Source organism: Holophagales bacterium (genome assembly GCA_016699405.1).
Classification (GTDB): Bacteria; Acidobacteriota; Thermoanaerobaculia; order Multivoradales; family JAGPDF01; genus JAAYLR01.
The window spans coordinates 3,359,760-3,384,786 of the sequence record CP064972.1 but is presented as its reverse complement, the minus strand read 5'-3'; the positions used below and the strand labels follow the sequence as shown (position 1 = coordinate 3,384,786).

The 25,027-nt window shown below is 69.0% G+C and carries 21 protein-coding genes; 11 read left to right on the top strand and 10 right to left on the bottom strand.

Annotated features, from left to right (window positions below; genetic code table 11):
* The first annotated feature begins 100 nt into the window (after positions 1-100).
* The 8 genes from secA (at position 101) to IPJ17_13900 (ending at position 8,767) form a co-directional block, all read left to right on the top strand.
* Positions 101-2,791, top strand: coding sequence for a preprotein translocase subunit SecA (gene secA / locus IPJ17_13935; protein QQR72602.1), 2,691 nt, complete (start codon positions 101-103; stop codon positions 2,789-2,791).
* A gap of 103 nt (positions 2,792-2,894) precedes the next feature.
* Complete coding sequence (locus tag IPJ17_13930; protein ID QQR72601.1) at positions 2,895-4,667, top strand: PAS domain-containing sensor histidine kinase; 1,773 nt, start codon at positions 2,895-2,897, stop codon at positions 4,665-4,667.
* A gap of 4 nt (positions 4,668-4,671) precedes the next feature.
* Positions 4,672-5,655: a response regulator gene (locus IPJ17_13925; protein ID QQR72600.1), complete on the top strand. Its 984-nt coding sequence runs from the start codon at positions 4,672-4,674 to the stop codon at positions 5,653-5,655.
* Positions 5,656-5,657: 2 nt separating this feature from the next.
* On the top strand, positions 5,658-6,464 hold the full coding sequence (locus IPJ17_13920) for a ParA family protein (protein QQR72599.1): 807 nt from the start codon (positions 5,658-5,660) through the stop codon (positions 6,462-6,464).
* Positions 6,465-6,720: 256 nt separating this feature from the next.
* Positions 6,721-7,077, top strand: coding sequence for a hypothetical protein (locus IPJ17_13915; protein QQR72598.1), 357 nt, complete (start codon positions 6,721-6,723; stop codon positions 7,075-7,077).
* A gap of 36 nt (positions 7,078-7,113) precedes the next feature.
* Positions 7,114-7,476: a roadblock/LC7 domain-containing protein gene (locus IPJ17_13910; GenBank protein ID QQR72597.1), complete on the top strand. Its 363-nt coding sequence runs from the start codon at positions 7,114-7,116 to the stop codon at positions 7,474-7,476.
* Between the two features lie 31 nt (positions 7,477-7,507).
* Positions 7,508-8,014, top strand: coding sequence for a PAS domain-containing protein (locus IPJ17_13905; protein QQR72596.1), 507 nt, complete (start codon positions 7,508-7,510; stop codon positions 8,012-8,014).
* A 3-nt stretch (positions 8,015-8,017) separates the two neighbouring features.
* Positions 8,018-8,767: a PhnD/SsuA/transferrin family substrate-binding protein gene (locus tag IPJ17_13900; protein QQR72595.1), complete on the top strand. Its 750-nt coding sequence runs from the start codon at positions 8,018-8,020 to the stop codon at positions 8,765-8,767.
* Positions 8,768-8,780: 13 nt separating this feature from the next.
* Here IPJ17_13900 and IPJ17_13895 read toward each other — a convergent pair whose 3' ends face one another.
* Positions 8,781-9,413, bottom strand: a complete 633-nt coding sequence (locus IPJ17_13895) for a DUF1579 domain-containing protein (protein ID QQR72594.1) — start codon at positions 9,411-9,413, stop codon at positions 8,781-8,783.
* A gap of 133 nt (positions 9,414-9,546) precedes the next feature.
* Here IPJ17_13895 and guaB point away from each other — a divergent pair, with 133 nt between their 5' ends.
* Complete coding sequence (gene guaB / locus IPJ17_13890; protein ID QQR72593.1) at positions 9,547-11,022, top strand: IMP dehydrogenase; 1,476 nt, start codon at positions 9,547-9,549, stop codon at positions 11,020-11,022.
* A 69-nt stretch (positions 11,023-11,091) separates the two neighbouring features.
* On the opposite strand, the gene IPJ17_13885 is transcribed toward guaB, so the two are convergent.
* Complete coding sequence (locus tag IPJ17_13885) at positions 11,092-12,726, bottom strand: NAD-binding protein (protein ID QQR72592.1); 1,635 nt, start codon at positions 12,724-12,726, stop codon at positions 11,092-11,094.
* Between the two features lie 19 nt (positions 12,727-12,745).
* Positions 12,746-15,190, bottom strand: coding sequence for an ATP-binding protein (locus IPJ17_13880; GenBank protein QQR72591.1), 2,445 nt, complete (start codon positions 15,188-15,190; stop codon positions 12,746-12,748).
* 140 nt (positions 15,191-15,330) lie between these two features.
* Here IPJ17_13880 and IPJ17_13875 point away from each other — a divergent pair, with 140 nt between their 5' ends.
* Both IPJ17_13875 and IPJ17_13870 read left to right on the top strand, forming a co-directional pair.
* On the top strand, positions 15,331-16,215 hold the full coding sequence (locus IPJ17_13875; GenBank protein QQR72590.1) for an RnfABCDGE type electron transport complex subunit D: 885 nt from the start codon (positions 15,331-15,333) through the stop codon (positions 16,213-16,215).
* 22 nt (positions 16,216-16,237) lie between these two features.
* Positions 16,238-17,611 (top strand): DUF2330 domain-containing protein, encoded by a 1,374-nt coding sequence (locus tag IPJ17_13870; GenBank protein QQR72589.1) that lies wholly within the window; start codon positions 16,238-16,240, stop codon positions 17,609-17,611.
* Between the two features lie 70 nt (positions 17,612-17,681).
* Here IPJ17_13870 and IPJ17_13865 read toward each other — a convergent pair whose 3' ends face one another.
* The 7 genes from IPJ17_13865 to IPJ17_13835 form a co-directional block, all read right to left on the bottom strand.
* Positions 17,682-18,485: a tetratricopeptide repeat protein gene (locus tag IPJ17_13865; protein ID QQR72588.1), complete on the bottom strand. Its 804-nt coding sequence runs from the start codon at positions 18,483-18,485 to the stop codon at positions 17,682-17,684.
* Positions 18,486-18,517: 32 nt separating this feature from the next.
* On the bottom strand, positions 18,518-19,768 hold the full coding sequence (locus IPJ17_13860; protein QQR72587.1) for an aminopeptidase P family protein: 1,251 nt from the start codon (positions 19,766-19,768) through the stop codon (positions 18,518-18,520).
* Between the two features lie 10 nt (positions 19,769-19,778).
* Positions 19,779-20,111 (bottom strand): thioredoxin, encoded by a 333-nt coding sequence (gene trxA, locus IPJ17_13855; GenBank protein QQR72586.1) that lies wholly within the window; start codon positions 20,109-20,111, stop codon positions 19,779-19,781.
* Positions 20,112-20,171: 60 nt separating this feature from the next.
* The gene (locus IPJ17_13850) at positions 20,172-21,149 is read right to left on the bottom strand and encodes a bifunctional riboflavin kinase/FAD synthetase (protein QQR72585.1); all 978 of its coding nucleotides are present in this window, start codon (positions 21,147-21,149) and stop codon (positions 20,172-20,174) included.
* Positions 21,140-22,558, bottom strand: coding sequence for a 30S ribosomal protein S12 methylthiotransferase RimO (rimO, locus tag IPJ17_13845; protein ID QQR72584.1), 1,419 nt, complete (start codon positions 22,556-22,558; stop codon positions 21,140-21,142). The genes IPJ17_13850 and rimO overlap by 10 nt, the downstream gene beginning before the upstream one ends.
* A gap of 96 nt (positions 22,559-22,654) precedes the next feature.
* Positions 22,655-23,941: a P-loop NTPase gene (locus IPJ17_13840; protein QQR72583.1), complete on the bottom strand. Its 1,287-nt coding sequence runs from the start codon at positions 23,939-23,941 to the stop codon at positions 22,655-22,657.
* A 52-nt stretch (positions 23,942-23,993) separates the two neighbouring features.
* On the bottom strand, positions 23,994-24,977 hold the full coding sequence (locus IPJ17_13835) for an NAD(P)H-quinone oxidoreductase (GenBank protein ID QQR72582.1): 984 nt from the start codon (positions 24,975-24,977) through the stop codon (positions 23,994-23,996).
* Positions 24,978-25,027 lie beyond the last annotated feature (50 nt).

Below are 25,027 nucleotides of genomic sequence, written 5' to 3'. Positions count from 1 at the left end.
GTCGAGCACCCCGGCGCTCGAGCGCCTGGAGACCGTCTGCTAGAATCATCCGATCGGGCCGCGCCATGGGCGCGGCCCTTCTAGCCTTGCGAGAACCCACATGCTGGCACCTTTCCTGACGAAACTCTTCGGCAGCAAGCACGAGCGCGACGTCAAGCGCCTGCTCCCTCTCGTCGCGGCGATCAACGACCTCGAGCCCTCCATCCGTCCGCTCTCTGACGAGGAGCTGCGCGGCAAGACCGTCGAGTTCCGCGAGAAGCTCGACCAGGGGATGCCGCTCGACGACCTGCTTCCGGCGGCTTTCGCCGTCGTCCGCGAGGCCGGACGCCGCACCCTGGCGATGCGCCACTTCGACGTCCAGTTGATCGGCGGCATGGTCCTCCACCAGGGCAAGATCGCCGAGATGCGGACCGGTGAAGGCAAGACGCTGGTCGCCACCCTGCCGATCTACCTCAATGCCCTTCCCGGCAAGGGTGTGCACGCGGTCACCGTCAACGACTACCTGGCACGGCGCGATGCCGAGTGGATGGGGCAGATCTACCGCTTCCTCGGCCTGACGGTCGGCGTCATCCAGCACGACATCCCCGATGCCGAGCGCAAGCGGGCCTACGCCGCCGACATCACCTACGGGACCAACAACGAGTTCGGCTTCGACTACCTGCGCGACAACATGAAGTTCGAGCTCGCGGCCATGGTGCAGCGCGGGCACCATTTCGCGGTGGTCGACGAGGTCGACTCGATCCTCATCGACGAGGCGCGGACCCCGCTCATCATCTCCGGTCCATCCGAGGAGTCGGTCGACAAGTACTACCGGATCGACCGGATCATCCCGAAGCTGCAGCAGGGCGAGGAGAAGCAGGAGAAGGACGGCACGAAGTACACCACCGGCGACTTCGTCGTCGACGAGAAGGCCCACAGCGTGGCGCTCACCGAAGAGGGTGTGGTCAAGGCCGAGAAGCTGCTCGGCATCGACAACCTCTACGACGTCGAGAACATGGACCTCCTGCACGGCATCAATCAGGCCCTGCGGGCGCATCACCTCTACCAGCGCGACGTCGACTACCTCATCAAGGACGCCCAGGTGGTGATCGTCGACGAGTTCACCGGGCGGATGATGCCGGGACGCCGCTGGTCGGACGGACTGCACCAGGCGGTCGAGGCGAAGGAAGGGGTGAAGATCGAGCGCGAGAACCAGACGCTCGCCACCATCACCTTCCAGAACTACTTCCGCATGTATTCCAAGCTCGCCGGCATGACCGGCACCGCCGCCACCGAGGCGGCGGAGTTCGAGCACATCTACAAGCTCGACGTCGTCAGCATTCCCACCAACAAGCCGATGATCCGCGACGACCGCCAGGACGTGGTCTTCCGCACCGCGGACGAGAAGTGGGACGCCGTGGTCGAGGAGATCGAGGACTGCCACCGTCGCGGACAGCCGACCCTCGTCGGCACGCTGTCGATCGAGAAGAGCGAAATGCTCGCCGGCAAGCTGAAGCGTCGCGGCATTCCGCACGTCGTGCTCAACGCCAAGTTCCACGATCGCGAGGCCTCGATCGTCGCCCAGGCCGGTCGCAAAGGCTCGGTGACCATCGCCACCAACATGGCCGGCCGCGGCACCGACATCCTCCTCGGCGGCAACCCCGAGGGCCTGGCCCGCGGCGAGGCCGACCCGATCACCGAGGCCGAGGCCTTCGGCGCGGCACTCGAACGCTGGCGCGAGACCTGCGCCCGCGAGCATGGCGAGGTGATCGGCATCGGCGGGCTGCACATGATCGGCACGGAACGTCACGAGTCGCGGCGTATCGACAACCAGTTGCGCGGCCGCGCCGGCCGCCAGGGCGATCCCGGCTCGTCGCGGTTCTTCCTGTCGCTCGAGGACGACCTGATGCGGATCTTCGGGTCGGACCGCATCCAGGGTCTGATGGGCCGGCTCGGCATGCAACCGGGCGAGGCGATCGAACACGGGATGGTGTCGCGGGCCATCGAGCGGGCGCAGAAGCAGGTCGAAGGACGCAACTTCGAGACCCGCAAACACCTGCTCGAGTACGACGACGTGATGAACAAGCAGCGCGAGGTCATCTACGCGCTGCGCCGCGACATTCTCGACGGCAAGGAGGGTCGCGACTACGTCCTCGGCGTGGCTCACGACATCCTCGACGACAAGATCTCCGCCCACTGCCCGGAGAAGACCGACCCGAGCGAGTGGACGCTCGCCGACCTCGCCAAGGACGTCCTCGCCTACTTCGACATCGAGGTTCACGAGCTGCCGTTCCAGCTCGAGGGGCTCGGCGAGAACGACCTGCGCGAGCGCTTGTGGGAGGTCGTCGAAGCCAAGTACGACGAGAAGGAGAGGAGCTTCACGCCCGAGCTCCTGCGGCTGCTCGAACGCGACGTGCTGCTGCGCTACGTCGACCTCACGTGGAAGGACCACCTGCTGGCCCTCGACCACCTCAAGGAGGGGATCGGGCTGCGCGGCTACGGACAGCGCGATCCTCTGAACGAGTACAAGCGCGAGAGCTACGAGCTCTTCTCCGAGCTCAAGGAACGGGTCGAAGACACGGTGATCAAGACCCTCTTCCGCCTCGAGCCGGTTTCCGAAGAGCGCATGGCCGAGCAGCGCGAGCGTCGCCAGACTCCCGCACCGCAGCTCGTCTTCTCGGCTCCGCAGATGCCGGCCGGCGGCAAGACGACCGTGAACAAGGAGGTCAAGGTCGGGCGCAACGATCCTTGCCCCTGCGGTTCCGGCAAGAAGTACAAGAAGTGCCACGGCGCGAACGCCGGCGGAGCCTGAGACCGAGGCAACCGGCCGCTCCGGGCCTCACCCGCGACCTACCCCATCGGACTGTTTCTCCGGGCGGGGACGCAGGCATAATCGCCGCGGGGGAGGGGGGGCGATGCGAGCGATCGGCTGGCGAGTTGTCCGGCGCGACTGGCCATTTCGGGGGATTCTCCGCTCGGCTGCGGAGCGGTGGCTCGCCTCTCGCGCCGACGCCGGCCCGCTCGCCCACCCGACGCCCGAAGAGCTCCCGCTTGCCGACCTGACCGCGACACAGTCTGACGAAGAGGCCGCGGCCCATCGGTGGACCGATGGTGCCGGCCGCGAATGGGACATCGTCCTGTTGCGCTCCGGCCCCAGTCTCTTCGTGATGACCAGTCCCGCGCAAGGGCCGAACCGGCGGCTGGCAGAGCTCGCCCTCGTCTACTCGACGCTGGCCCGCAGCCGGGACGCCGTGGTCTTCACCGACGTCTCGGGAACGCTGCTCGGTGCCAGCCCTCGCTGGCGGAGGATCTACGGCTACGAGCCCGGCGAGATCCTCGGCGGCAACCCTCGCCTGATCAACTCCCGACTGCACTCCCGGAACTTCTTCCAGGAGCTCTGGCAGGACCTGACGCGGCGCGATCTCGGCACCTGGAGCGGCGAGCTCGCCAACCGCAAGAAGAACGGCGAATTGGTGAGCGTCTGGCAGACGATCACCGCCTACCGGGGGCCTGACGAACCGATCATCGGCTACCTCGGCATCGCCCGCGACCTGACCTCCTACCGTGAAGTCCAGGACCGGCTGCTGCGCGGCACCCAGGAGCTCGAGCGCCAGAGCCGCATGAAGGACGAACAGCTCACCAGCGTCGTTCACGACCTCAAAGCGCCGCTACAAGGAATCATCGGCCATCTCGACCTCGCGATCGAGAGGGCGGAGGCGGGACATCGCGGACGACTCAGCGCCCACCTGACGAGCGCTCGCGGCGCCGCCATGCGGCTCGACACGCTCGTCCGGAGCCTGCTCGATCTGCGTCAGGCCGAAGGGGGCCGGCTGCGGTTGCAGATCGGACGCGTGTCGATCCACACCCTGCTGCGCACCTCCGTCGACCTCCAGGCCGCCTGGGCCTCCCGCAAGGGGATCACGCTCGAGCTTACCGAATCCGGTCCGAGTCGTCCGGCGTTCGTCGACGAGCTGCGCATCGAGGAGGTCGTGGCGAATCTCCTGTCGAACGCCGTCCGCCACTCCCCCGAAGGCGGGCGGATCCACATCGAGCTGGCGGTTGGAGACGACGGACGGTACCGCATCCGCTTCGACGACGAGGGCCCGGGCATCCCGGAGGCGGAGCGCGAGCGGGTCTTCGAGGCCTACCGCCAGCTGTCCGACGACGGCGCCCCGCGGCGCGATCCGTCGGCGATCGGCTGGGGTCTCGCGATCTCCCGGACGATTCTCGCGTTGCATGGCGGCACGATCCGGGCCGATCGCTCGCCGCAGGGCGGCTGTCGAATGGAGATCTCCTTCCCGTCGAACTGGGGCGCCTTGCGCGACCGCCTCTGGGCAGCCGCCGTCTTCGATCCGGCCGAGCGCATCTGGCCCGAGATCTCGCGGCGTCTGCGCAACCACGGCATCCCCTGCTTCGTCGCCGCAAGCGAGAACGATCTCCTGCGTCTCGTCGACCACGAGCTGCCCAATCTGTTTCTCGCCGATGCTCGTGCACCCCGCTGCGGGATCGATCTCCGCATTCAGAAACTCGGCGATCTGATCGAGCCACCGCTCGAGATCGCCGTCGACGCGGCGCCGGAGGACCCGGCGACCCTCCGAGCGTGCGGAGTCTCAGGATTCCAGCCGCTGTTGCCGGCGGTCCTGGAGATCTTCCCCGACCTCGCATCCCCCTCAGGGGTTGGGCGGTGACCTGATGGCGCGCTATCGCGTCGCCGTCATCGACGACGACCCCGACGCCCTGAGCCTCCTCGGCGAGTACCTGGAGCTCTCGGGCTTCGAGGTCGTGACCTGCGGCTCGTCGATGACGGCCCTCGCCCGCCTCGAGCCGCGCCCGCCGGACCTGATCCTGCTCGACATCCAGATGCCGGGGAAGGACGGATTTCAACTCCTCGCCGAGCTGCGTGCCCACCTGCGTTTCGAGGAGATCCCGGTCATCTTCGTCTCCAGCCTCGATCGGCCGAACCTCAAAGTGAAGGGCCTCGAGCTCGGCGCCGACGACTTCGTCGTCAAGCCGTTCAACCGAGCCGAGCTGATCGCCCGCGTGCGGGCCGCGCTGCGACGGAGCGCGCGGTTCCGGCGACTCGCTGGCTGCCTCGGGGGCGATCTGGCCGACGTGCCGCTACCGACGCTCCTGCAAACCCTCGGGCTGGCTGGCAAGACGGCAACGGTCCGGCTCCCTCTCGAGACCGGTGACGCGGCCCGGACCGCGATCGGCGACGACCCCACCGAGGACCGCCCGTTCACCGCGACGATCGCCCTGCGTCGCGGCATGTTCCTCGGTGCCCGTTTCGGCGGGACCACGGGTCGGGACGCCCTCACTCGCCTCTGCCTGCTCGAGGCCGGGCGATTCGAGACCGACTTCGACCGGGTCGACAGCGAGCTCGAGGGCCCACCACAGCCGATCGAATCGATCTTGCTCGACGCCGTCGTGGAGATCGACGAGGTCGCCGCGGTTCTTGCGGCAATCGGCGGCCTGGACGTACTGTTGACTCGCTCGACGCCGGCGGCCGGGGCCGTGAACCGGCATGCCGACGCGCGCTTCACGCTTCGAGGCCCGACGACGCCGCGGAGGCTCTTGCTCGCGAGTGACGGAACCCTGACCGAGTCGGCCGCCCGGATTCTGGCGGCAGTGCAGGACGATGAGCTCACGGCGGCCAGCGAGCCGCGAGGAGGATGACCTTGCGCCGCATCCTGACCGTGGCCAGTCAGAAGGGGGGCGTCGGCAAGACGACGACGGCGCTCAACCTCGCCTACTCCTTGGGTCGTCTCGGCGCGAGCGTCCTGCTCTTCGACCTCGACCCGCAGAGCGGTCTCGCCCTCGCCACCAACCTGCGTCGACGGACCGAGCTCGGCCTCGTCGACTTCCTCAAGCGGCAGGCAGGCGCCGACGAGATTCGCGTCAGTACCCGTGACGGCGTCTTCTCGATGATCGGCCTCGGACAGCTCACCGCGGCCGACATGCAGCCGTTCGAACGCGCGGCCTGGGATGGCACGCTCGGACGCGCGATCGAAGCGCTCTCGCGCGGCTTCCAGGTCGTTCTCGTCGATGCGCCGGCCGGAGTCGGTGGCGTCGTCCGGGCGCTGCTCGCCGCGAGCGACGGCGTCCTGTTGGTGGTCAATCCTCGGACCCTGGCGGTCAAATCGCTGCCACCGTTCCTGGCATTGGTCGAGGACGTCGCCCAGGCGAGCAACCCTCGCCTGCAAATCGAAGGGGTCCTCGTCTCGATGATCAACGAGGGCAGCCTGGCCGAGGCTCAGGTTCTCGAGCAACTCGGCGGCGTGCTGCCGGAGGGCGTCGCCTTCCGCACCCAGATCCCGGCCGACGACATGTTCGAGCAGGCGAGCCTGCGGAGCCTGCCCCTGGCCCTCCTGCCGGGCGGCGAGACCTTCGCGCGCCTTTACATGGACCTCGCCGCCGAGCTGCGCGAACGAGAGCTCGCGGCCACTCGGGAGGCCTCCGCCGATGACGAACCCGGCCTCTTCTGAGCTCTCCCGTTCCGCGGCCCTCTTCGCCTCGCTGGCGCGCGCGGGCAAGCTGCGGGTCGGCCGTACCGCCGCCCAGGCTCCCCTCCCTCCAGCGACCAGGCCGGCCCCCGTTCCCACCGCCCCTCCGCTCGAGCCCGCGGACCGAGGGTCGATCCGACAGCCTCCCCCCCTCCGCGAGACGGCCGCACTCCGCAATCCGACACCTCCTCGCGAGCGACCGAGCCGCCCCGCCAACGGTGTCTATCGCAGCGACCAGATGGGCGACATCCTCCGCAACATGTGCAAACGCGGCGGCTTCTCCGGAGCCGTGGTCGCCGACCGCGGCGGGCTGCCGGTCGCCGACTTCAACAGCCCGGTGGAGCTCGACGTGATGGCGGCCCTCGGCTCGGTGCTCGGCGGCTCGCTCGAACAGGCGGCCGACCTCTTGCAGCGCCCCGAAGCCAACAACCTGTCGGTCGACATCAACTACGTCGACAAGATCGTTCTCCGGACCTTCCGGTTCGAAAACCTCCCGTACCACCTCCTCGTGATCTGCCCCCAGGCGATCGACGAGCGCAGCGAGGTGGAGCTATCCATCGAACAGATCCAGGGCGTGCTGTCGCACGAGATGTGAACCGAGCCGCGCCCGGCGCGGTGCCAGGAGGGGAAAATGAGATCGGAACGGCTGAGCGAGATCCTGCGCAACCTCAACAGCTCCTCCGCCGAGGTCGAGGCCTCGGCCATCATCTCGGTCGATGGCCTGGCCATCGCGTCGGCCCTCTCCGAAGGGATCGACGAAGACCGCGTCGGAGCGATGACCGCGGCGATGCTGTCGCTCGGGAATCGCACGGCGACGGAGCTGCGCCGCGGCAAGCTCGACCAGGTCATGGTCAAGGGCGAGCGCGGTTACGTGCTGCTCTGCCAGGCCGGAACCGACGCCGTCCTGGTGGTCGTCGCCCAGGAAAACGCCAAGCTCGGCCTCATCTTCCTCGACGCCAAGCGAGCGGCGGCGCGGATCGCCGACGCACTCTGATCGACCTCCGGTGCCCGGCAAGGAGAGGCGGATGCTGCGCGACATGACCCCCGAGGATGCTGGCGGACCCGCCTGCGAGCATCTCCTGACCTACTACGACGGCACCAGGCGTCGCGTCTTCGTCACCGAGGTCGAGACGCCCTTCCCCGCCGGCGAGCTGATCGTCTCGCAGACCGATCCGGCGGGGATCATCACCATGTGCAACGAGGCGTTCATTCTCATGTCGGGCTACTCGCGCGAAGAGCTGATGGGGGCGCCCCACTACATCCTGCGACACCCGGACATGCCCGCCATCGCTTTCAAGGGGCTCTGGGACACGCTCGCCGAAGGGAAGAAATGGCACGGCTACGTGAAGAACCTGCGAAAGAACGGCGGGTTCTACTGGGTCTATGCCACGGTGGTGGCCAACATCCGCGAGGGCCGGCTCACCGGCTACACCTCGGTGCGACGCGAACCGCCGCGCAACAAGGTCGAGGAATGCGGAACGCTCTATCGGCAGTTGCTCGAGGAGGAGCGCCGCAGCGCCGGCGCGAGGTGATCCATGGCCTTCCAGTTCGCCGTCAGCCCTGACTTCGCCGCCGACCGGATCGGCCAGTGGTTTCTCTTCAACACCTGGCTGCAGCGCCAGATCGGCGCGAACGTCCACCTCGGCATCCCCGCGGACTTCGCCGAGCTGCGCTCCAGCCTGCGCGGCGACCGCCTCGATCTGCTCTACGCCAACCCGTTCGACCTCGCCGTCGCGGTCCGCGAGCTCGGTTTCACGCCGATCGCCGCCCCGGTCGCCCGGGCCGACGAGGCCGCCGTCGTCGTCCGCGCCGACAGCGAGATCCACTCGGTCAAGGATCTGCGCACCCCGCCGCGCGTCGTCTGCACCGACGCCCCGGACGTCGAATTCATCGGCCGCATCCTCCTCGAGCCGTCAGGGCTCGAGCGCAACACGATCACGGTGCGCCAACGGCCGAGCTACGTCGTGGTCGCCAAGGAGCTCCTCGGCGGGACCGCCGATGTCGGGTTCTTCCTGCGTCGCAGCTTCGACGAGCTCTCCGAGCTCACGCGCGCGAACCTGCGGGTCATCGGCACCAGCCACATCTACGTCGTCCGGCACGCCCTCCTCGCCGGGCCGCGACTCGCGGAGCGGCGCGGCGACATCCTCGCGGCCCTGCTCGGCATGGCGGAGAGCGACAAGGGTCGGGGCGTCCTCGACGAGCTCGGCCTCGTCGAGGGATGGAAGGAGATGACCCCCGACGAGGCCGAGTTCCTGATCGACCTGATGGAAACGCTGATCGACTGAGATCGATCCGACCTCAGCGCTTGCGACTGTAGGTGAGCTCCATCGTCAGGTGCTCCTTGCCGTCCGGACCGATCTCGTAGCTGCGTGCGACCTCCTCGTCCGGCGAGATCTGCTGCAGCTCCATCCGGTTCGACTTGACCTTGCCGCTCATCGGATCCGAGTAGCTCCCTTCGAAGCGGCAGAGCTTCGCCGCCCGGTCGCAGCTCCCGGTCGACGTCATCACCCCGGTCGACATGTTGTCGTTCCAGGTCGACCAGTATCGTCCGGTGACGTTGTCGTAGCCGGTCAGGCCCATCCCTTCGAAGGGCATTCCCATCACCTCGCTCACCACCTTTTCCATCGCCACGCGGCCACCGAGCAGCATCGACCGCTCCGCCGTCCCCGTCGACTCGGTCGGCGGCGCTCCGGAGCCGTCCCAGAACTTGCCCTTGAACGTCCAGTGCCCGGCACCGGAGGCCAGCCACTCGTGCTCCGGCCCTGGGGTCATCGCCTTGACGTAGGCCTGCATCGCCGCCTGTTGCTCGGCGCTCATCGGCGGTGGGGTCGCGGCAGTGCCCGCCGGAGGTTGCTCCGCCCGCGCGGCGGGCACGAGGCTCGCCAGGACGAGGCCGGCGAAGACGACGAGAGCTCGGATCGAGATCCTCATGACGATTCCTCCTCGGTTGCGTGTGCCGGCTCATCCTAGCAAGTGAAAGCTCTCCCCTTCACTCGCTTTGATATCGTTCCGGGGAACCGGCGAACGCCCCACCCCTTCCCGCCGGCCGGAAGTGAGCCCCCGAATGTCCGAGTCGCGCCTCGAGCCCCGTCTCGCCCTCACCTTCGACGACGTGCTGATCGTTCCCGGGCTGTCCGAGGTCCACCCGGCGTCGGTCGATCTCGCCACCCGCCTGGGGCGCGACATCGTGCTGAACATCCCGGTGATCTCGGCGGCGATGGACACCGTCACCGAGTCGCGGTTGGCGATCGCTCTCGCCCAGGAGGGCGGGCTCGGCGTGGTGCACAAGAACCTGCCGATCGACCTGCAGGCGCAGGAGGTCGACAAGGTCAAGCGCAGCGAGGCCGGGATGATCGTCGATCCCATCACCATGCGACCGGAGCAGAAGATCCGCGAAGCGCTGTCGATGATGGCGCAGTACAAGATCTCCGGGGTACCGGTGACCGACTCGAACGGCCATCTCGTGGGCATCCTCACCAATCGCGACCTGCGGTTCGAAGCCGACCCCGACAAGACGATCGGCGAGTTGATGACCCGCGAGGAGCTCGTCACCGTGCCGGAAGGGACGACGCTCGAGGAGGCCAAGGAGCTTCTCCACCGCCACAAGATCGAGAAGCTCCTGGTGGTCGACCGGGACGGGAACCTGAAGGGCCTGATCACGGTCAAGGACATCCAGAAAATGATCGAGTACCCCAACGCCTGCAAGGACCGGCTCGGCCGCCTGCGGGTCGGGGGCGCGGTCGGAGCCGCGGGCGACTTCCTCGATCGCGCCGCCGCGCTCGTTGCCGCGAAGGTCGACCTCCTTGTGCTCGATTCCTCGCACGCCCACAGCCGCGGTGTTCTCGACGCGACCGAGAAGCTGCGCCAGCGCTTCCCCGAAGTCGCCCTGATGGTCGGCAACGTCGCGACGGCCGAAGGTGCCAGGGACCTGGCCGAACGCGGGGTGGACGTAATCAAGGTGGGCATCGGACCCGGCTCGATCTGCACCACCCGGATCGTCACGGGCGCCGGGGTGCCGCAGATCACCGCCATTCGCGACTGTGTCGCGGCGGCGGCGGAGCGCGGCGTCGCCGTGGTCGCCGACGGCGGCATCAAGTTCTCGGGCGACATCAGCAAGGCGATCGCGGCCGGCGCTCACGCCGTGATGATCGGCTCGCTCTTCGCCGGCACCGAGGAGAGCCCGGGCGAGACGATCCTCTACCAGGGTCGCACCTACAAGGCCTATCGCGGCATGGGCTCCCTCTCCGCGATGACTCGCGGCAGCGCCGACCGCTACTTCCAGGACGGCGGCGCGGCGCTCTCGAAGCTCGTCCCCGAGGGGATCGAGGGGATGGTGCCGCACAAGGGGAGCGTCCACCAGATGCTGCCGCAGCTCACCGGCGGATTGCGTTCCGGAATGGGGCTCGCCGGTGCGGCGACGATCGACGAGCTGCGCACCAAGGCGCGCTTCGTCCAGGTCACCGCGGCCGGCTTGAAGGAAAGCCACGCCCACGACGTGATCATCACCAAGGAATCGCCGAACTACTGGATCGAACGGTAGGGCGGCCCCGCCACCGGCAAGAGGAGGCAGTCGTCCCGGCGACGGCCCGTCGGCGGGACGCGCCGTGCCTCAGGAGCCTTGAGGCAGCATGGTCTGCAACCGGCGGATCGCCTCGCGATTGCCACAGAAGTAGACGCGGTCGCCGGGTGCGAAGCGAAACTCCCGTCCGACCTCGACCGTCAACTCGCCGCTCCGTTCCACGCCGACGATCGAACAGCCGGTCCGCGCCCGGGTACCCGCCTCGCGCGGCGTCCGGCCGTCGAGCAGCGACGAGACCACGCCGGCCACCTGCAGACGAGGTTCGATCTCCACGGCGTCGCTACCGAGCAGTCGGTGCGCCAGGATGCGCCCCGAGACCTGCGAGACCGAGAGGGCAAAATCGGCTCCGGCAAGGTGGATGCGCTCGATGTTGTCGACCTGATTGACCCGCGCGATGATCGTCGCATCCGGGGTCTTGTCGCGCACCAGGACGGTGACGAAGAGCGTCGAGGCGTCGCTGTCGAGCGCCAGGACGACCGATCGCGCCTGATCGAGCCGACAGGCCTCGAGCACCGCGCCGTCGAGAAAGTCGCCCACCCGGTCGACGCCCGGTCGCGCCACCCGATCGACCACCAGGACCTCCTCACCGACGCTTCGCAGGAGGTCGACCACGGTCCTTCCCACTTCGCCGCACCCGGCGACGACGATCGGTCCACTGTGCGAGCGCGAGGAACCCGGACAAAGCAGCAGGGCCAGCCGATCCAGCCCCCCCTCCGACCCGGCGGCCACCACCACCTCGCCGGCGGCAAGGCGGCTCTCCGCGCCGAGCGGGGACTCGAGCCGTCCACCGCACCAGCGGCCGACCAGCACGGCTCCCGTCTGGGAGCCGACACGCGCCTCGCCGAGCGTGCGACCGTCGAGCGCGCTGCCGCGTTCGACGCGCAATTCGCGCACGCGAAGCTGCGGGCCGATCGACTCGAGGCCTGCCACGGTCGGGCTGATCTTGTCGCTCGCCCGCGCGGCCAGGGCGGCGCCGAGCACATGGCGGGGGGTGAAGACGTGCGTCGCCCCCGAGAGCGCCATGGGACGGCGATGGGCCGGCTCCTCCACCAGGGCGAGGATGTCGCCGGTGAACCCCGACTGGCGTGCGGCGAGGATCGCGACGACGTTGTCGTGATCGCTGCCGTTGACGATCAACGCCCGGGCCCGGTCGAGGTGGGCACGCTGCAGGACGTTCTCCGCCATCTTTCCCCAGACCACGCGTTGCCCCGACTCGGCGAGACGGCGCGCCGCGTCCTCGTCCTCTTCCGCGATGACCAGCGGCAAGCCGACGCGGTTGACCTGCTCGACCAGCGTTTCGACCGCCGAGCCATGGCGATAGAGAACGAGGTGCCCGCCAAGCTCGGGCGTCTCACGCGGAGCGCGCCTCTGGAAGCGCTCCTCGAGAAAGGGAATGAGGTAGATCGGCACGACGAGGAAGACGAGGAACACGCCGACGAACTGAACGGCGACGACGAGCAGAACCATCGCCGGGTGGTTCCAGGTCGCGTCGGCGCCGAATCCCGTGGTCGAAAGGGTCTCGGCCGCCCACTCGAGGCTTTGCCAGAAGCCGCGCGGCTTCCCCTCCAGCCGCTCCATTCCGGCGCTGTAGAGCCAGGCCAGGAGGACGAGAAGGACCGGCAACCCGACCAGCAGGCCGAGCAGCCGGTTCCGCGAGCGGCTCATCGCGCGACCGCCCTCCGACTCAGCGCCAAGCCGGCGCCGGAGCCCCGGCCGGTCCCGGGGAGCTCGGCGCCCAAGCCAGCGCGACCCGCAGGATCTCGACGTCCGCCTTCTTCGCGCGAACCGCCACCGTCTCCAGGGTGACGGCCGAGAGGTCGTTCGCCTGTCCGATGGCAGCGACCTCCGCGCTCACCTCCGCCTCGAGCTCCGCCCGCTGCTGCTCGAGCCGAGCCAGGTTCTCGCGAGCGTTCTCGACGTCCTGCGACTCCTTCTGCGAGCGACTGAATCCGCGCGCCGCGCTCGAGGCCTTGCTGAGCGTCGAGGAGGAGAGCGCCTTGCGACCGAAGAGGCCCGACAAGAGGGTCGCCCCGACCGAGATCGCCGCTTGCATCTTCTGGCTCGAGGCCTGCGCCGCCTCTCGCTCGACCGCCTGCTGCGCCCGGGCGATCCGCTCGGCGAGCGCGCTCGCCTTCGGCGCCATCTTCCGTCGCAGGGCATCGACCTGACGGTCGCGCTCGGAACGCAAGGCGTCGAGGAGGCGGATGCGGAAGTCGCGCTCGCTCTCGCCCGGGCTCGACAAGGTCCCGCTCGGCTTGTGCAACCAGAGGTCGAGGCGCTCCTCGCGGGCCAAGGTGTCCTGGAGGGTCGTCGCCCAGCGTTTGAGCGACGCCGCCTTGAGGGCACCCACCGGGACGTCGCCGAAGGTCGCACCGTCCCGCGGCGCGGGCAGCAGATCGGGCATGCCATCCCCCAGCCGTTCGGCGTTCAGCCAGTCGACCGCGGCGGCACCGTCGGGGAGCTCGGCGAGGAGGGTCGACTCGCGGCGCACCGCGTCGGCGAGCTTGACGTGGCGGAAGCTCACCCGGACCTGACCGAGCAGGTAGGGGAGGTAGGTGATCTCGTCGACCGCCGACCGCGCGGCCAGGAAGACCTCCGGCACATCTGCCGGGACGACGGGCCGTGCGGAAGCACGCCGCGTCGTCGCCTGCCCGGCCGCCGGCGTGCGGTCGCCCACCACCGCGCCGGTCTGGGTCGGCGAGGCCGTCGCTGCCTGCTGAGCCCGGGCTCCTTCGATCCGCTTGATCTGCTCGCGCGACATCGGTCCGGCGAGGTACGACATCACCCAGCGGCTCTCGAACAGGGTCGGCGCCTCGTCGTGCACGTTGTGCATGAGGAAGACGCGGCTGCCGACTTGCGAGAGACCCTGCTCGACGACCGACCGCGGCGAGCCGGGCTCGGCCGCCTGCCCGCCGAAGAGCCCTTCGAGCACTCGTGAGCGATCCTGGTCGGTCTGCAGCCTGCCGAGGAACCAGGTGCCGATGTTGGCCAGCGCCTTGTAGTCGAGATCGACCGGGTTCTGCGTCGCCAGCACGACGCCGAGTCCGAAGGCACGCGCCTGCTTGAGCAGGGTGAGCATCGGCTTCTTCGACGGCGGTGCGGCGACCGGCGGCAGGAAACCGAAGATCTCGTCCATGTAGAAGAGCGCGCGCAGGCTCGTCGAGCCCGGGCGGGTGCGCATCCACCCGAGGGTCTGGTTGAGCAGCAGCGAGACGAAGAACATCCGCTCGGCATCGGAGAGATGCGCGATCGAGAAGATGGCATGCCGCGGCTTGCCCGCGTCGGTATAGAGCAATCGGTCGATCGCCAGCGGGTCGCCCTGAAGCCAGGAGGAGAAGCTCGGCGCGGCGATGACGTTGTTGAGCGCCAGGGCGAGCTGGAAGCGCTCGCCGGCCGGGTAGAACGTCTCCAGATCGAGCACGCCGACCTGCGCGATCGGCGGCTTCTGCACGTCGCGGATGAGCCCTGCGATGTCGATGTCGCGTCCGGCCCGCCATGCCGTGTCGAAAAGCGTCGAGAGCAGGATGTGCTCGCGCGAGCGCAGCGGATCGGCGGAGATCCCCACGAGGCCGAGCAGGCTCGTGGCGGCCGTGGCGATCCGGTCCCGGTAGAGGTCTCCGTCGGCCAGGACCTCGGCCGGCGGTGCCGCGAAGGAGGCCAGCACCGAGACCGGGCGACCCGCGTCGCTGCCCGGGGTGTAGATGGCGAACTCCGCCGCCTCCCTTAGCCGCCGGATCCGATCCCCATCCTGATCCCAACTCGCCAGCCCCTGCCGCCACTTCGCCGCCGTCTCGGCGGCCAGGGCCTCGGGGGTGAGACCCTTGCGGGCCGCATCGTCGGGGTCGACCCAGGGCTGGAAGTCCTCCGCCCGCAAGTCCGGGAAAGTCAGGAGGAGGTTCCCGAGATCACCCTTCGGGTCGACGATGATCGCCGGAATGCCGTCGATCGCGGCCTCTTCGAGCAATCCGAGACAGAGGCCGGTCTTGCCGCTGCCGGTCATTCCGACGCAGACCGCGTGGGTCGTCAGGTCGCGCGCATCGTAGAGCAACGGCGTGGCCGTCGTCTGGCGGGTCGCCGCGTCGCGCGTCCGTCCCAGGTAGAAGACCCCGAGTTTCTCGTAGGATTCCATCCGCTCTCCCCTTGTCCTGGCCCCGCGGGCGGTGACGGAGCGCTGCGAGGAAGGTAGCGCAACCTCCACGCCAAGGCAACGCGTGGCGAGTTGCGCCGACGCGGCCGCGAACGTCGAATCGGGGAGACGAGACCTCGACCATGCCTCCTGCACGCCAGCCGGCCGTTCGCTTCCCCGCCCTCTTCCGTTGGATGCCCGCCGACGCGCGGACCTACCAGACCCTCGTCCTCGGCTCCCTGCTGGCCTTCGGGCTCGCGGTGCTGAAGTTCCCGGTCGGCGGCGCGCAGATCGTCGCCACGCTCGCTGGCGGCCTGGGGTCTCAGTACCTCGGCGACCGCCTCGTGGCACACCGCGCGTTCGAGCCGCGCAGCGCTCTGATCGCCTCTCTCTCGCTCTGCCTGCTGCTGCGGACGGGCTCGCCGTGGATCGCCGCGGGGACCGCGGCCTTCGCCATGGCGACGAAGTTCCTGATTCGCGTCCGCGGCAAGCACGTCTTCAATCCATCGAACATCGCGCTCGTCGCCGCCATGGGCCTTGCCGGAGCGTGGGTCTCCCCCGGCCAGTGGGGACACCTGACGGTCTTCGCCTTCGCCCTGGCGTCCGCCGGTGCCTTCGTCATCTACCGCGCTGCCCGCGCCGAGATCACTGCGGCTTTTCTCGTCTCCTGGAGCGCGCTGCTCGCCGGCCGCTCGCTCTGGCTCGGCGAACCGCTCGCCATTCCGCTTCATCGGCTTCAGGATGGCGCTCTGGTGCTCTTCGCCTTCTTCATGATCTCCGACCCGCGTACCACGCCGGATTCGCGCGCTGGCCGGGTGCTCTTCGCGGCGCTGGTCGCCGCCGGGGCCTACGTGGTGCAGTTCAAGCTCTTCCGCACCAACCCGCTGCTCTGGTCGCTCGCCGCGCTCTCGCCCCTGGTGCCGGTCATCGACCGGCTGCTGCCCGGAGGTCGATTCGAGTGGGCCGAATCGGCGAACCGACCCGAGTCGAAGACCGTCACGCTGCCCTGTCCGCCGACCCTCGCCTGAGCGTCCATCCAGGAGACTTGCCATGCCACGAGCCTTCCCGCCCCCCCGCCTGGCCACGGCCGCCGTGGCACTCGCCCTCCTCGCCGCCACGCCGGTGCCGGTCGCTGCTTTCTGCGGCTTCTACGTCGCCCGGGCCGACACCCAGCTGTTCAACCATGCCTCCCAGGTCGTGCTGGTGAGAGACGGCGACCGCACCGTGCTCACGATGGCCAACGACTTCCGCGGGGAGCCGAAGGAGTTCGCCCTCGTCGTGCCGGTGCCGACCTTCCTCGAACGCGGCCAGATCCACGTCGGCGACAAGGCGGTGATCGACCACCTCGACGCCTACACCGCACCACGGCTGGTCGAGTACTTCGACGACGATCCCTGCCGCCGGATGGTCTACGACATGGCCGTGCCCGCGCCGGCCGCCGCCGGAGCCACTGGGGGGCAGGCTCGGGCCCGCGCGCTCGGGGTGACCGTCGAGGCCACCTACACGGTCGGCGAATACGACATCCTGATTCTCTCCGCCCGCGAGAGCTCGGGGCTCGAGACCTGGCTCACCGAGAACGGCTACCGCGTGCCGGCCGGGGCCTCGCGGGTGCTCGGGAGTTACATCAAACAGAACCTGCGTTTCTTCGTCGCCAAGGTGAATCTCGCCGAACAGGCCAAGCTCGGATTCACCTACCTGCGTCCGCTGCAGATCGCCTACGAGTCGCCGCGCTTCATGCTGCCGATCCGTCTCGGCATGGCCAACGCCGATGGCCCGCAGGAGCTCTTCGTCTACGCCCTGTCGCGCAAGGGCCGCGTCGAGACCACCAACTACCGGACCGTCCGCCTGCCGAGCGACGCCGAGGTGCCGCTCTTCGTCAAGGACGAGTTCGCCGCCTTTTACAAGGCGATGTTCGACCGCGCGGTGGACCGAGAGGAGCGCCGCGCCGTGTTCCTCGAATACGCCTGGGACATGGGTTGGTGCGATCCCTGCGCCGCCGACCCCCTCAGCCCGAAGGAGCTTCGCGACCTCGGGGTCTTCTGGCTCGACGCACCGGCCGAACCCGGGCCTCGCTTCCTGGCTCCGGCGCAGCGGCCGACACGCGCTGTCGACGTCTTCGTCTCGCGGCTCCACGTGCGCTACGACAACGAGCACTTCCCCGAGGATCTGGTCTTCCAGGAGACCGGAGACCGGACCAACTTCCAGGGCCGCTTCATCCTTCGCCACCCGTGGACCGGGAAGCCCGACTGCGACGAGGGTCGCCGCTACCTCGCCGACCTCTCCCTCCGTCTCGACCAGGAGGCGCAGACGCTGGCGAACCTGACCGGATGGGAGATCGCTACCATCCGCCGCAAGATGAAGCTCGACAGCCCGCCGGGCCGAGAGTCGCGCTGGTGGGAGAAGCTCTGGGGGGACGGGCGGTAGAGGCCGTCGACGCCATCCTCTGGCGCGAATCGAAGGGCGGAACGACCGCTCGGTCGCTCCGCCACCGGCGTCAGGGCTTGACGGCCTCGAGAACCGCCTTCTTGAGCTCCGGGTTGACCTTGACGCCCTGCGCTTCGGCCTGCTCGATCACCTCGAGCGCCAGCTTCGGCACCTTGGCGGCGAAGTAGAGGGCGGCGAGGTTGTTCGCCGCGTCCGGGTAGTTCGGCTTGACCTTGAGCGCCTCGCGATACTGCGCCACGGCGTCGTCGACCCGCTGCAGCCGCAGCAGGACGTTGCCGTGGAAGAAGTGGTACTCGGCAGGGACGCCGCCCGGGATCGTCGGCGGCTGGAAGATCTGCCGGTCGAGCTCGTCGCGGGCCTGCTCGGCCTGGGACAGCGACGCCATGAGCAGGCGGCGCTCCTCGTCCGAGACCGGCCGCGACAGCGACATGTTGATCTCCCGGATCTGCTCGTCCTGCGCTCGGCGACGACGCTGCAGCTCGGTGCGCCGACTCTCCTCCCGCACCTGGGCCTGAGCCTGCCCGGCATCGAAGGTCGACTTGGCAAGCTCGACTTCGGTGAGCGCCGCGGCGTAGTCCTTGACGGCGTAGAGCGTCTTGGCGAGGAGCAGGTGCGCATCGCTGTTGTTCGGCTGGTGACTCAGGCAGATCCCCAGCTCTTTGCGTGCCTTCTCGTAGTCCTTGCCGTTGAACGCCTTGACGGCCTTGTCGAAGCTCGCGAGAGCGGCACGTGCCGCCTGGGGCGACTCGACATTGCCCGCATGCGTCTCTTCCGCCTGCGCACGCAGGGGCGGGGTGACGACGAGGGCGACGGCAAGAGCCGCCGAGGCGACGACGAGCATCGCTGGACGCATGGATGGAATCCTCCGTGGAGCTGCTGCCCCGCCTAGCCGACCCACGCCCGCGGGTCGAGGTCGTAGGGAAGGGGCGTGAGATTTTCGTTGGCCTCCGCACCGATCCGTACGTGATCTTCCAGACGGATCGCCCAGCCGTACTCCGAATCCGGTTCTCCCGGCTCGTACAGGCCCGGTTCGAGAGTGAGCAGGTCGCCCTCGGCCAGCACGCCTTCCGGCCCGGCCTGCTTGCTCATCGCCGGGTACTCGTGGAGCTCGAAGCCGACACCGTGTCCGAGGCCGTGCACGTAGCCTCGCAGCGTCCCCGGCGTCGAGATCGGCGTGGGATAGCCCCGCGCGGAGAAGTGATCGCAAACCGCCTGCTGCAGGTCCCACCCGCGCTGCCCGGGCCTCGCCTGGCGATGGGCCAGAGCCAGCGCTTCGCGCACCGCGACGAAGCCCTCCGCCACCGCCGGCGGAGCACCGCCGACGCAGAAGGTGCGTGTGCAGTCGGCAAACAACAGGCTCTTCGGGAAGAGGTCGACGATCAGCGTCTCGCCCGGGCGGAGCACCCGGCTCGGCGTCCCGGTGTTGTGGGGCACGGCGCCCTCTTCCCCGGGAGCGACGAGATTCCCTTCCGGCTGCTCGAGGCCGTGACGCGCGAGCTCGACAGCGATCGCCTGCTTCAATCGCGCGATCGTCAGTCGCTCACCTTGGAACCAGAGCTCTCCGACCCGCGGCACCGAGCCGACGAGCATCGCCGCCACATGACGCATCGCCGCGCAGGTGCCCGCCGTGGCGCGGCGAGCCTCCGCGACCTCCCAGTCGAGCTTGCGCTGGCGAATCCGGCGCAACAGCGGATTGCCAGCCGCGAAGCTCCATCCCTTCGCTGCGAGCAACTGGAGCGCCTCCACCGCCTCGCCGACGGCCGGATGGCCGGCGAGCGCGATCCGTCCCGGCTCCAGGCCGGTTTCGGCGAAGGCCCGCTCGACGACAGCAGCAAGGAGCTGCCCCGGATCGGGCCGCTCGACCGCGAACCTCGCGATCTCGAGTCGCTCGGGAGTGAGCTGGGCGAGGCCGGTTCGCGCGGCCTCTTCGCGCTCCATCGGCGTGAACGTCCCCAGCCATGGCTCGCCGCCGGCGGGGACGAGGACGAAGCTCTTTCCGAGGTGGGATCCACGGGCGAAACGCGCCAAGTCCGGATCGGCCGCCGAACGCGCCAGCACCAGGAGAGCGACACAACCCTGCTCGGCGAGCAGCTCGTCGAGTCCCGGGAGGATCGCCGTCCGCTCGAGCTCGCTCATCTCGTCGGGCTCAGGAGATGTTGCGCTCGAGGAACGCTTCGAACTGCGCCTTCGGCATCGCTCCCAGCATCCGGTCGGCGACCTGCCCGTTCTTGAACAGGATGAACGACGGAATGCTCGAGATGCGGAACTGCACCGCCAGCCCCTGGCTGTCGTCGACGTTCACCTTGGCGATACGCACTTTCCCGGCGAGCTCCTCGGCGAGCTCGTCGAGAACCGGCGCTACCGTCCGACACGGCCCGCACCAGGGCGCCCAGAAGTCCACCAGGACCGGGACATCGGACGCCAGGACGTCCTGGCTGAAGTTGGTCTCGTTGACGCTGACGATTTTGTCGCTGGCCATCGCTCTCGACTCCTCGTTCTCGATTCCTCGCTCGCCGGCACCACCGCGCCGACGCCCGAGCTAGCCCAGCTCCGCCGGGGCCGCTTTCTCTTCTTCCGCACGCCGTCGCGCCGCGAAGTACTGACGGGTGGCGTCGACGTCTCGCCGGATCTGCTGCGACAGGTCCATGACCGACGGGAAGATGCGCTCCTCACGCAGGCGACGGTGGAAGGCGAGCTCCACCCGCTCGCCATAGACGTCGCTCGAGAAGTCGAGAATATGCCCCTCGACGACGCGCTGGAAGTTCTCGTATACCGTCGGCCGACTGCCGATGTTCGTCGCGCAGTCGAAGGTTGCCGGGAAGCTCGGGAAGTGGACGCGCGTGCAGTAGACCCCGTCGGCCGGCAGCAGCTCGTGGTCGGCCGCGACATTGACCGTCGGCCAGCCCAGCCGCTTGCCCATCCGGTCGCCGCGCACGATCACGCCGGTGATCGCATAGGGTCGACCGAGCATTGCGGCCGCATCCTCGACACGCCCTTCGCCGATCGCGCGGCGGATTCGCGTCGCCGAGACGGCCTCGCCGCGCTGGGTCAGCTCTTCGACCCCTACGGCCGTGAACCCGAGCTCGGCTCCCATCCGGGTGAGCAGGGCGAGATCTCCCTCCCGGCCGCGGCCGAATCCGAATCGCGAGCCGACGTAGACCTCCCGGGCGGCGAGCCGCCCGACGAGGAACCCGCGCACGAACTCCTCGGCCGAAAGGGCCGCGAAATCCCGGGTGAAACGGATCGTCAGCACCACATCGACGCCGATTTCGTCGAGCAACCGCTCGCGCTGCGCGGCCGTGGTCAGCGCCGGCGGCGCCTCGTCCGGCCGCAGGATCGCCACCGGATGCGGTTGGAAGCTCACCACCACCGCCGGCACCCCGAGGGTCCGCGCCCGCGCGACGACGCGCTCGAGAACCTGCCGCTGCCCGAGGTGGATGCCGTCGTAGTTCCCGATGGTGACCACGCCGCCGTGCGGGAGGTCGGTAGCGCGGAACGCGTCGAGGACTACCTGCATGGCAGGGTCTCCACGATCGGCGTCGCCGCCTCGCTCACGCTGCGACGCCCCTCGGCCGGCGCCATCGAGACGACCCGCGCCACCAGATCGGACGGGTAGGCGTCGGTGACCTCGACCTCGACGAACCTCCCGGCTCCCGTGCCGTCGAGGCCGTCGAAACCGTCGTTGATCAAGATCCGTCCGTCGATCTCGGGAGCCATGCCATGGTGACGCGCCTGGAGCAGGTGCTCGCTCTCCTCGCAAACGCCCTCCAGCAGGACGCGCAGCCGCTGCCCGACGAGCGCCTGCCGCCGGCCAAGGGAGATCGGCCGCTGCGCTTCGAGAAGCTGCCGGTGCCGGCGCCGCGCGACATGCCGCGGCACCCGCGCCGCGAGCTCGGCAGAGGGAGTCCCCTCTTCCGGACTGTAGGCGAACGCTCCCACGTGGTCGAGCTGAGCTCGCCGCACGAAGTCGAGCAGGTGCGAGAAATGCTCTTCGCGTTCGCCCGGGAACCCGACGATGAACGTCGAGCGCAGGAAGACGTCCGGCACCAGCTCGCGAGCGCGATCGAGCAGCCGCTGATAGCGCTCCGCGCTGCCGCCCCGGCGCATCGCCGAGAGCATCTCGGGATGACTGTGTTGCAACGGCATGTCGACGTAGGAGCAGAAGCGCTCCTCCTGCCCCATCAGCCGCAGCAAGTCCTCGTCCAGCGTCGTCGGGTAGGCATAGAGGAAGCGGATCCAGGGGATCGACGTCCCGGCGAGCAGGGCCTCGACGAGGCGCAGCAGGCCGTGCCGTCCCATCCCCAGATCTTCACCGTAGCGCGTCGTGTCCTGCGCGATGAGGCAGAGCTCGGCGATCCCCTGCTCTTCGAGCTGACGCGCTTCGGCGACCAGGCTCTCGACCGTGCGCGAGCGGAAGCGTCCACGCCAGAGCGGAATCGCACAGAACGTGCACGGGTTGTCGCAGCCTTCGGCCACCTTGAGGTAGGCATGACCACGAGTCGTCAGAACGCGAGGAGCCGTGTGGTCGAAGACCAGATGCGACGGTGACGGCGGTGGCGGCCCGCCGCCGAGCTGGACGACCGAGCCCACCTCGCGGAGCTGGTCGAGGCCGACGAAGCCGTCGATCTCGGGGATCTCCCGCGCGAGGTCCTGCCCGTAACGGTTGACCATGCATCCGGCGACGAGCAGGCGTCCCACCCCCTGCCCCTTGCGGCCTGCGACCTCGAGGATCGTGTCGATGGACTCCCGCTTGGCGTCCTCGACGAAGGCGCAAGTATTGACGATCACCGTCTCGGCGTCGGCGAGGTCCGCGACGATCTCGTGACCCTGGCGGCGCAGCTCGCCGAGCATGATCTCGCTGTCGACGAGGTTCTTGGCGCAACCCAGGCTGATCAAGCCGACGCGCGGCTTGGGAAGGTTCGACATACCTGTAAAGCCTATCAGAACAAGAGGTTCGGCAGCATCGCCAGGACGCGATCGGGGCCCGCAGGCGCGCCTTCCGGCCAACGCGTCACGACGTCCTCAAACGGCCTGACGGCGCATGAACCAGCGCTGGATCTGCTCCGGCTGGGCCACCGCGGTCTGACCGAACTCGCTGGGCGCACGCGGCGGCGCGATCAGGTTGAGCGCTCGGAAGACGAGATAGGAGAAGTTCTCGCGTACCGTGTCGTTCGAACGGTCCGAGTACATCGCCTTGAGCGAGGCGAGCTGCGCGTCGAGCAGCTCGGTCGGGTCCAGCCGCTCGGGGGCCACCGGTGTCGGCACCGAGGCCGGGAGAGCCGGCGCCCGTCGCGGGCGGCGCGAGATCCCCAGCATCGACGAGGCCAGCGCCTCGAGCTCGGCCATCACCGGGTCGGCCTCGGCTGCCGGTCGCTTCCTGATCTGGCGACGGTCGAGCAGGATCGGCCGGCCGCTGCAGTTGGCCTGATGGATCCGCTCGTCCTCGACGACCCAGCCGAGTTGCGTCAGCGTCGGACGGGCCGAGACGTTGCGGGCGACGTTCTCGACGAACGGCTTGAGCGTTCGCTCGTAGCCCTCCTGGACGCCGTTGAACATGTTCAGCACGTAGTGCACGCGGAAGTCCTCGAGCACGTCGGTGATCACGTCGAGCAGCGGCTGCGGGCCGAAGACGTCGCGCATGTCCTTGATCAGCGCGTCGAGATTGGGGATCGATTCGTCGTAGACGTCTTCCGTGACCTCGAGGAGCTCCTTGATGAGGTCGTGAGAATCCGCCATCCCCGGAAGCGAGAAGACCGCCGACCCGGGGGCGAAGATCAGTCGCAGCGTCCGGAAGAGGATCGCCTTGACGATGTCGGAGGCGGCGAGCGTCGCCGTCGGGTGGTGCGGCGTGAAGACCAGCACCCCCGAGTTCGTGTAGGGCAGGAAATCGAGCACGTTCTCGTCGAGCCCGGCCCGCAGGTCGACCACCACGTAATCAGCCGGCAGGGTGTTGATCTCGGCGGCGACACGCCGGCGGAAGGTGGCGTCGGGCTGGGCCAGGTCGGCGATGAAATGCAGCGGGCCGGCAACGAAACCGAAGTTGCGGAACTCGCCGTCGCCGTCGAGTCCGCCGTCGAGCGGCGTGATGCAGTCGGAGAGCGGCGTCCCCTTGCGGTGGAAGTGATACAGGTCGCGGCGGACCGGCGTGCTCAGCGTGGTGCGCACCGACGAGGTGCCGGTGTCGAGATCCACCAGCACGGTCGGCGCACGGCGCGAGAGAGCCAGGGCGAAATTGATCGCGAAGGTCGTCTTGCCGACGCCGCCCTTGCCCGAGGCGACCGGGATGATCCGCTTAGGCACAGCGAACAAGCTTACTCCCCGCGACGCCGCGCGGCAACGCGGCGAGGAGCGCCGAACCGACTCAGGCCAGGTCGAGGACGACCTTTCCCAGGACCGGTCCCCGTTCGAGACGTCCGTAAGCTTCCGCCACGTTCGCCCAGGGGTAGACCGAGTCGACCACCGCTCGCAGGCGACCGTCGTCGAGGCGCCCGGAGGCGAATCGCACGAAGGTCTCGACGAGCTCGGCCTTCTCCGCCCGGCTCCGCGGCCGCAGGACGGAACCGATGAGCTTCACTCGCTGCTGCAGAAGGAGTCCGAGGTCGAGCGTCGCCGATCGTCCGGCCATCAACCCGACCAACACCCATCGGCCGCCGGGCGCGATCCCGGCGAGCGCCGACGCGACGTGTCCGCCGCCGACGAGGTCCAAGACGAGATGAACGCCTCTCCCGCCCGTCACCCGCCGCAGCTGCTCTCCGAGGTCGGGCCTCAACTCGAGTAGCTCGTCGGCCCCGAGCTCGCGCAGGGCTGCAAGCCGCTCGAGCGAACGACCGGCGACGAGGACCCTGGCCCCGACCTCCCGGGCGAGCTGGACCGCGAACGTGCCGACACCCGAGGCCGCGCCGACGATCAGGACGGTCTCTCCGGCTTCGAGGTGCCCCTCACTGACCAGGTTGGTCCACGCGGTGATCGCCGCCTCGGGAAGCGCCGCCGCCTCGATCAGCGAGAGGCCGCGCGGAAGCCGCATCAGCTGCCCGTGGGGGATCGCCACGAGCTCCGCCTGCCCTCCCCCGGCAAGCAGCGCGAGAACGCGATCTCCGGCCTGCCAGCGGCTGCCGACCGCCGAACCGGCTGCGACGACCTCTCCCGCGCACTCGAGCCCTGGGATCTCGCTCTCTCCCGGAGGCGGGGGGTAGAGCCCACGCATCTGCAGGAGATCGGCGCGATTGAGCCCGGCCGCGGCGACCCGCACCAGGACCTCGTCGACGCCAGGGACCGGGTCCGGCCACTCTCCGAGCGCCGGTTTCCCGGCCGCGCTTCCTCGACCGGGAGGCAAGACGGCTCGCATCGCGTGATTCTGACCCTCTCGGCAGGAAGCTGCCAGCGGACGGCCGACAA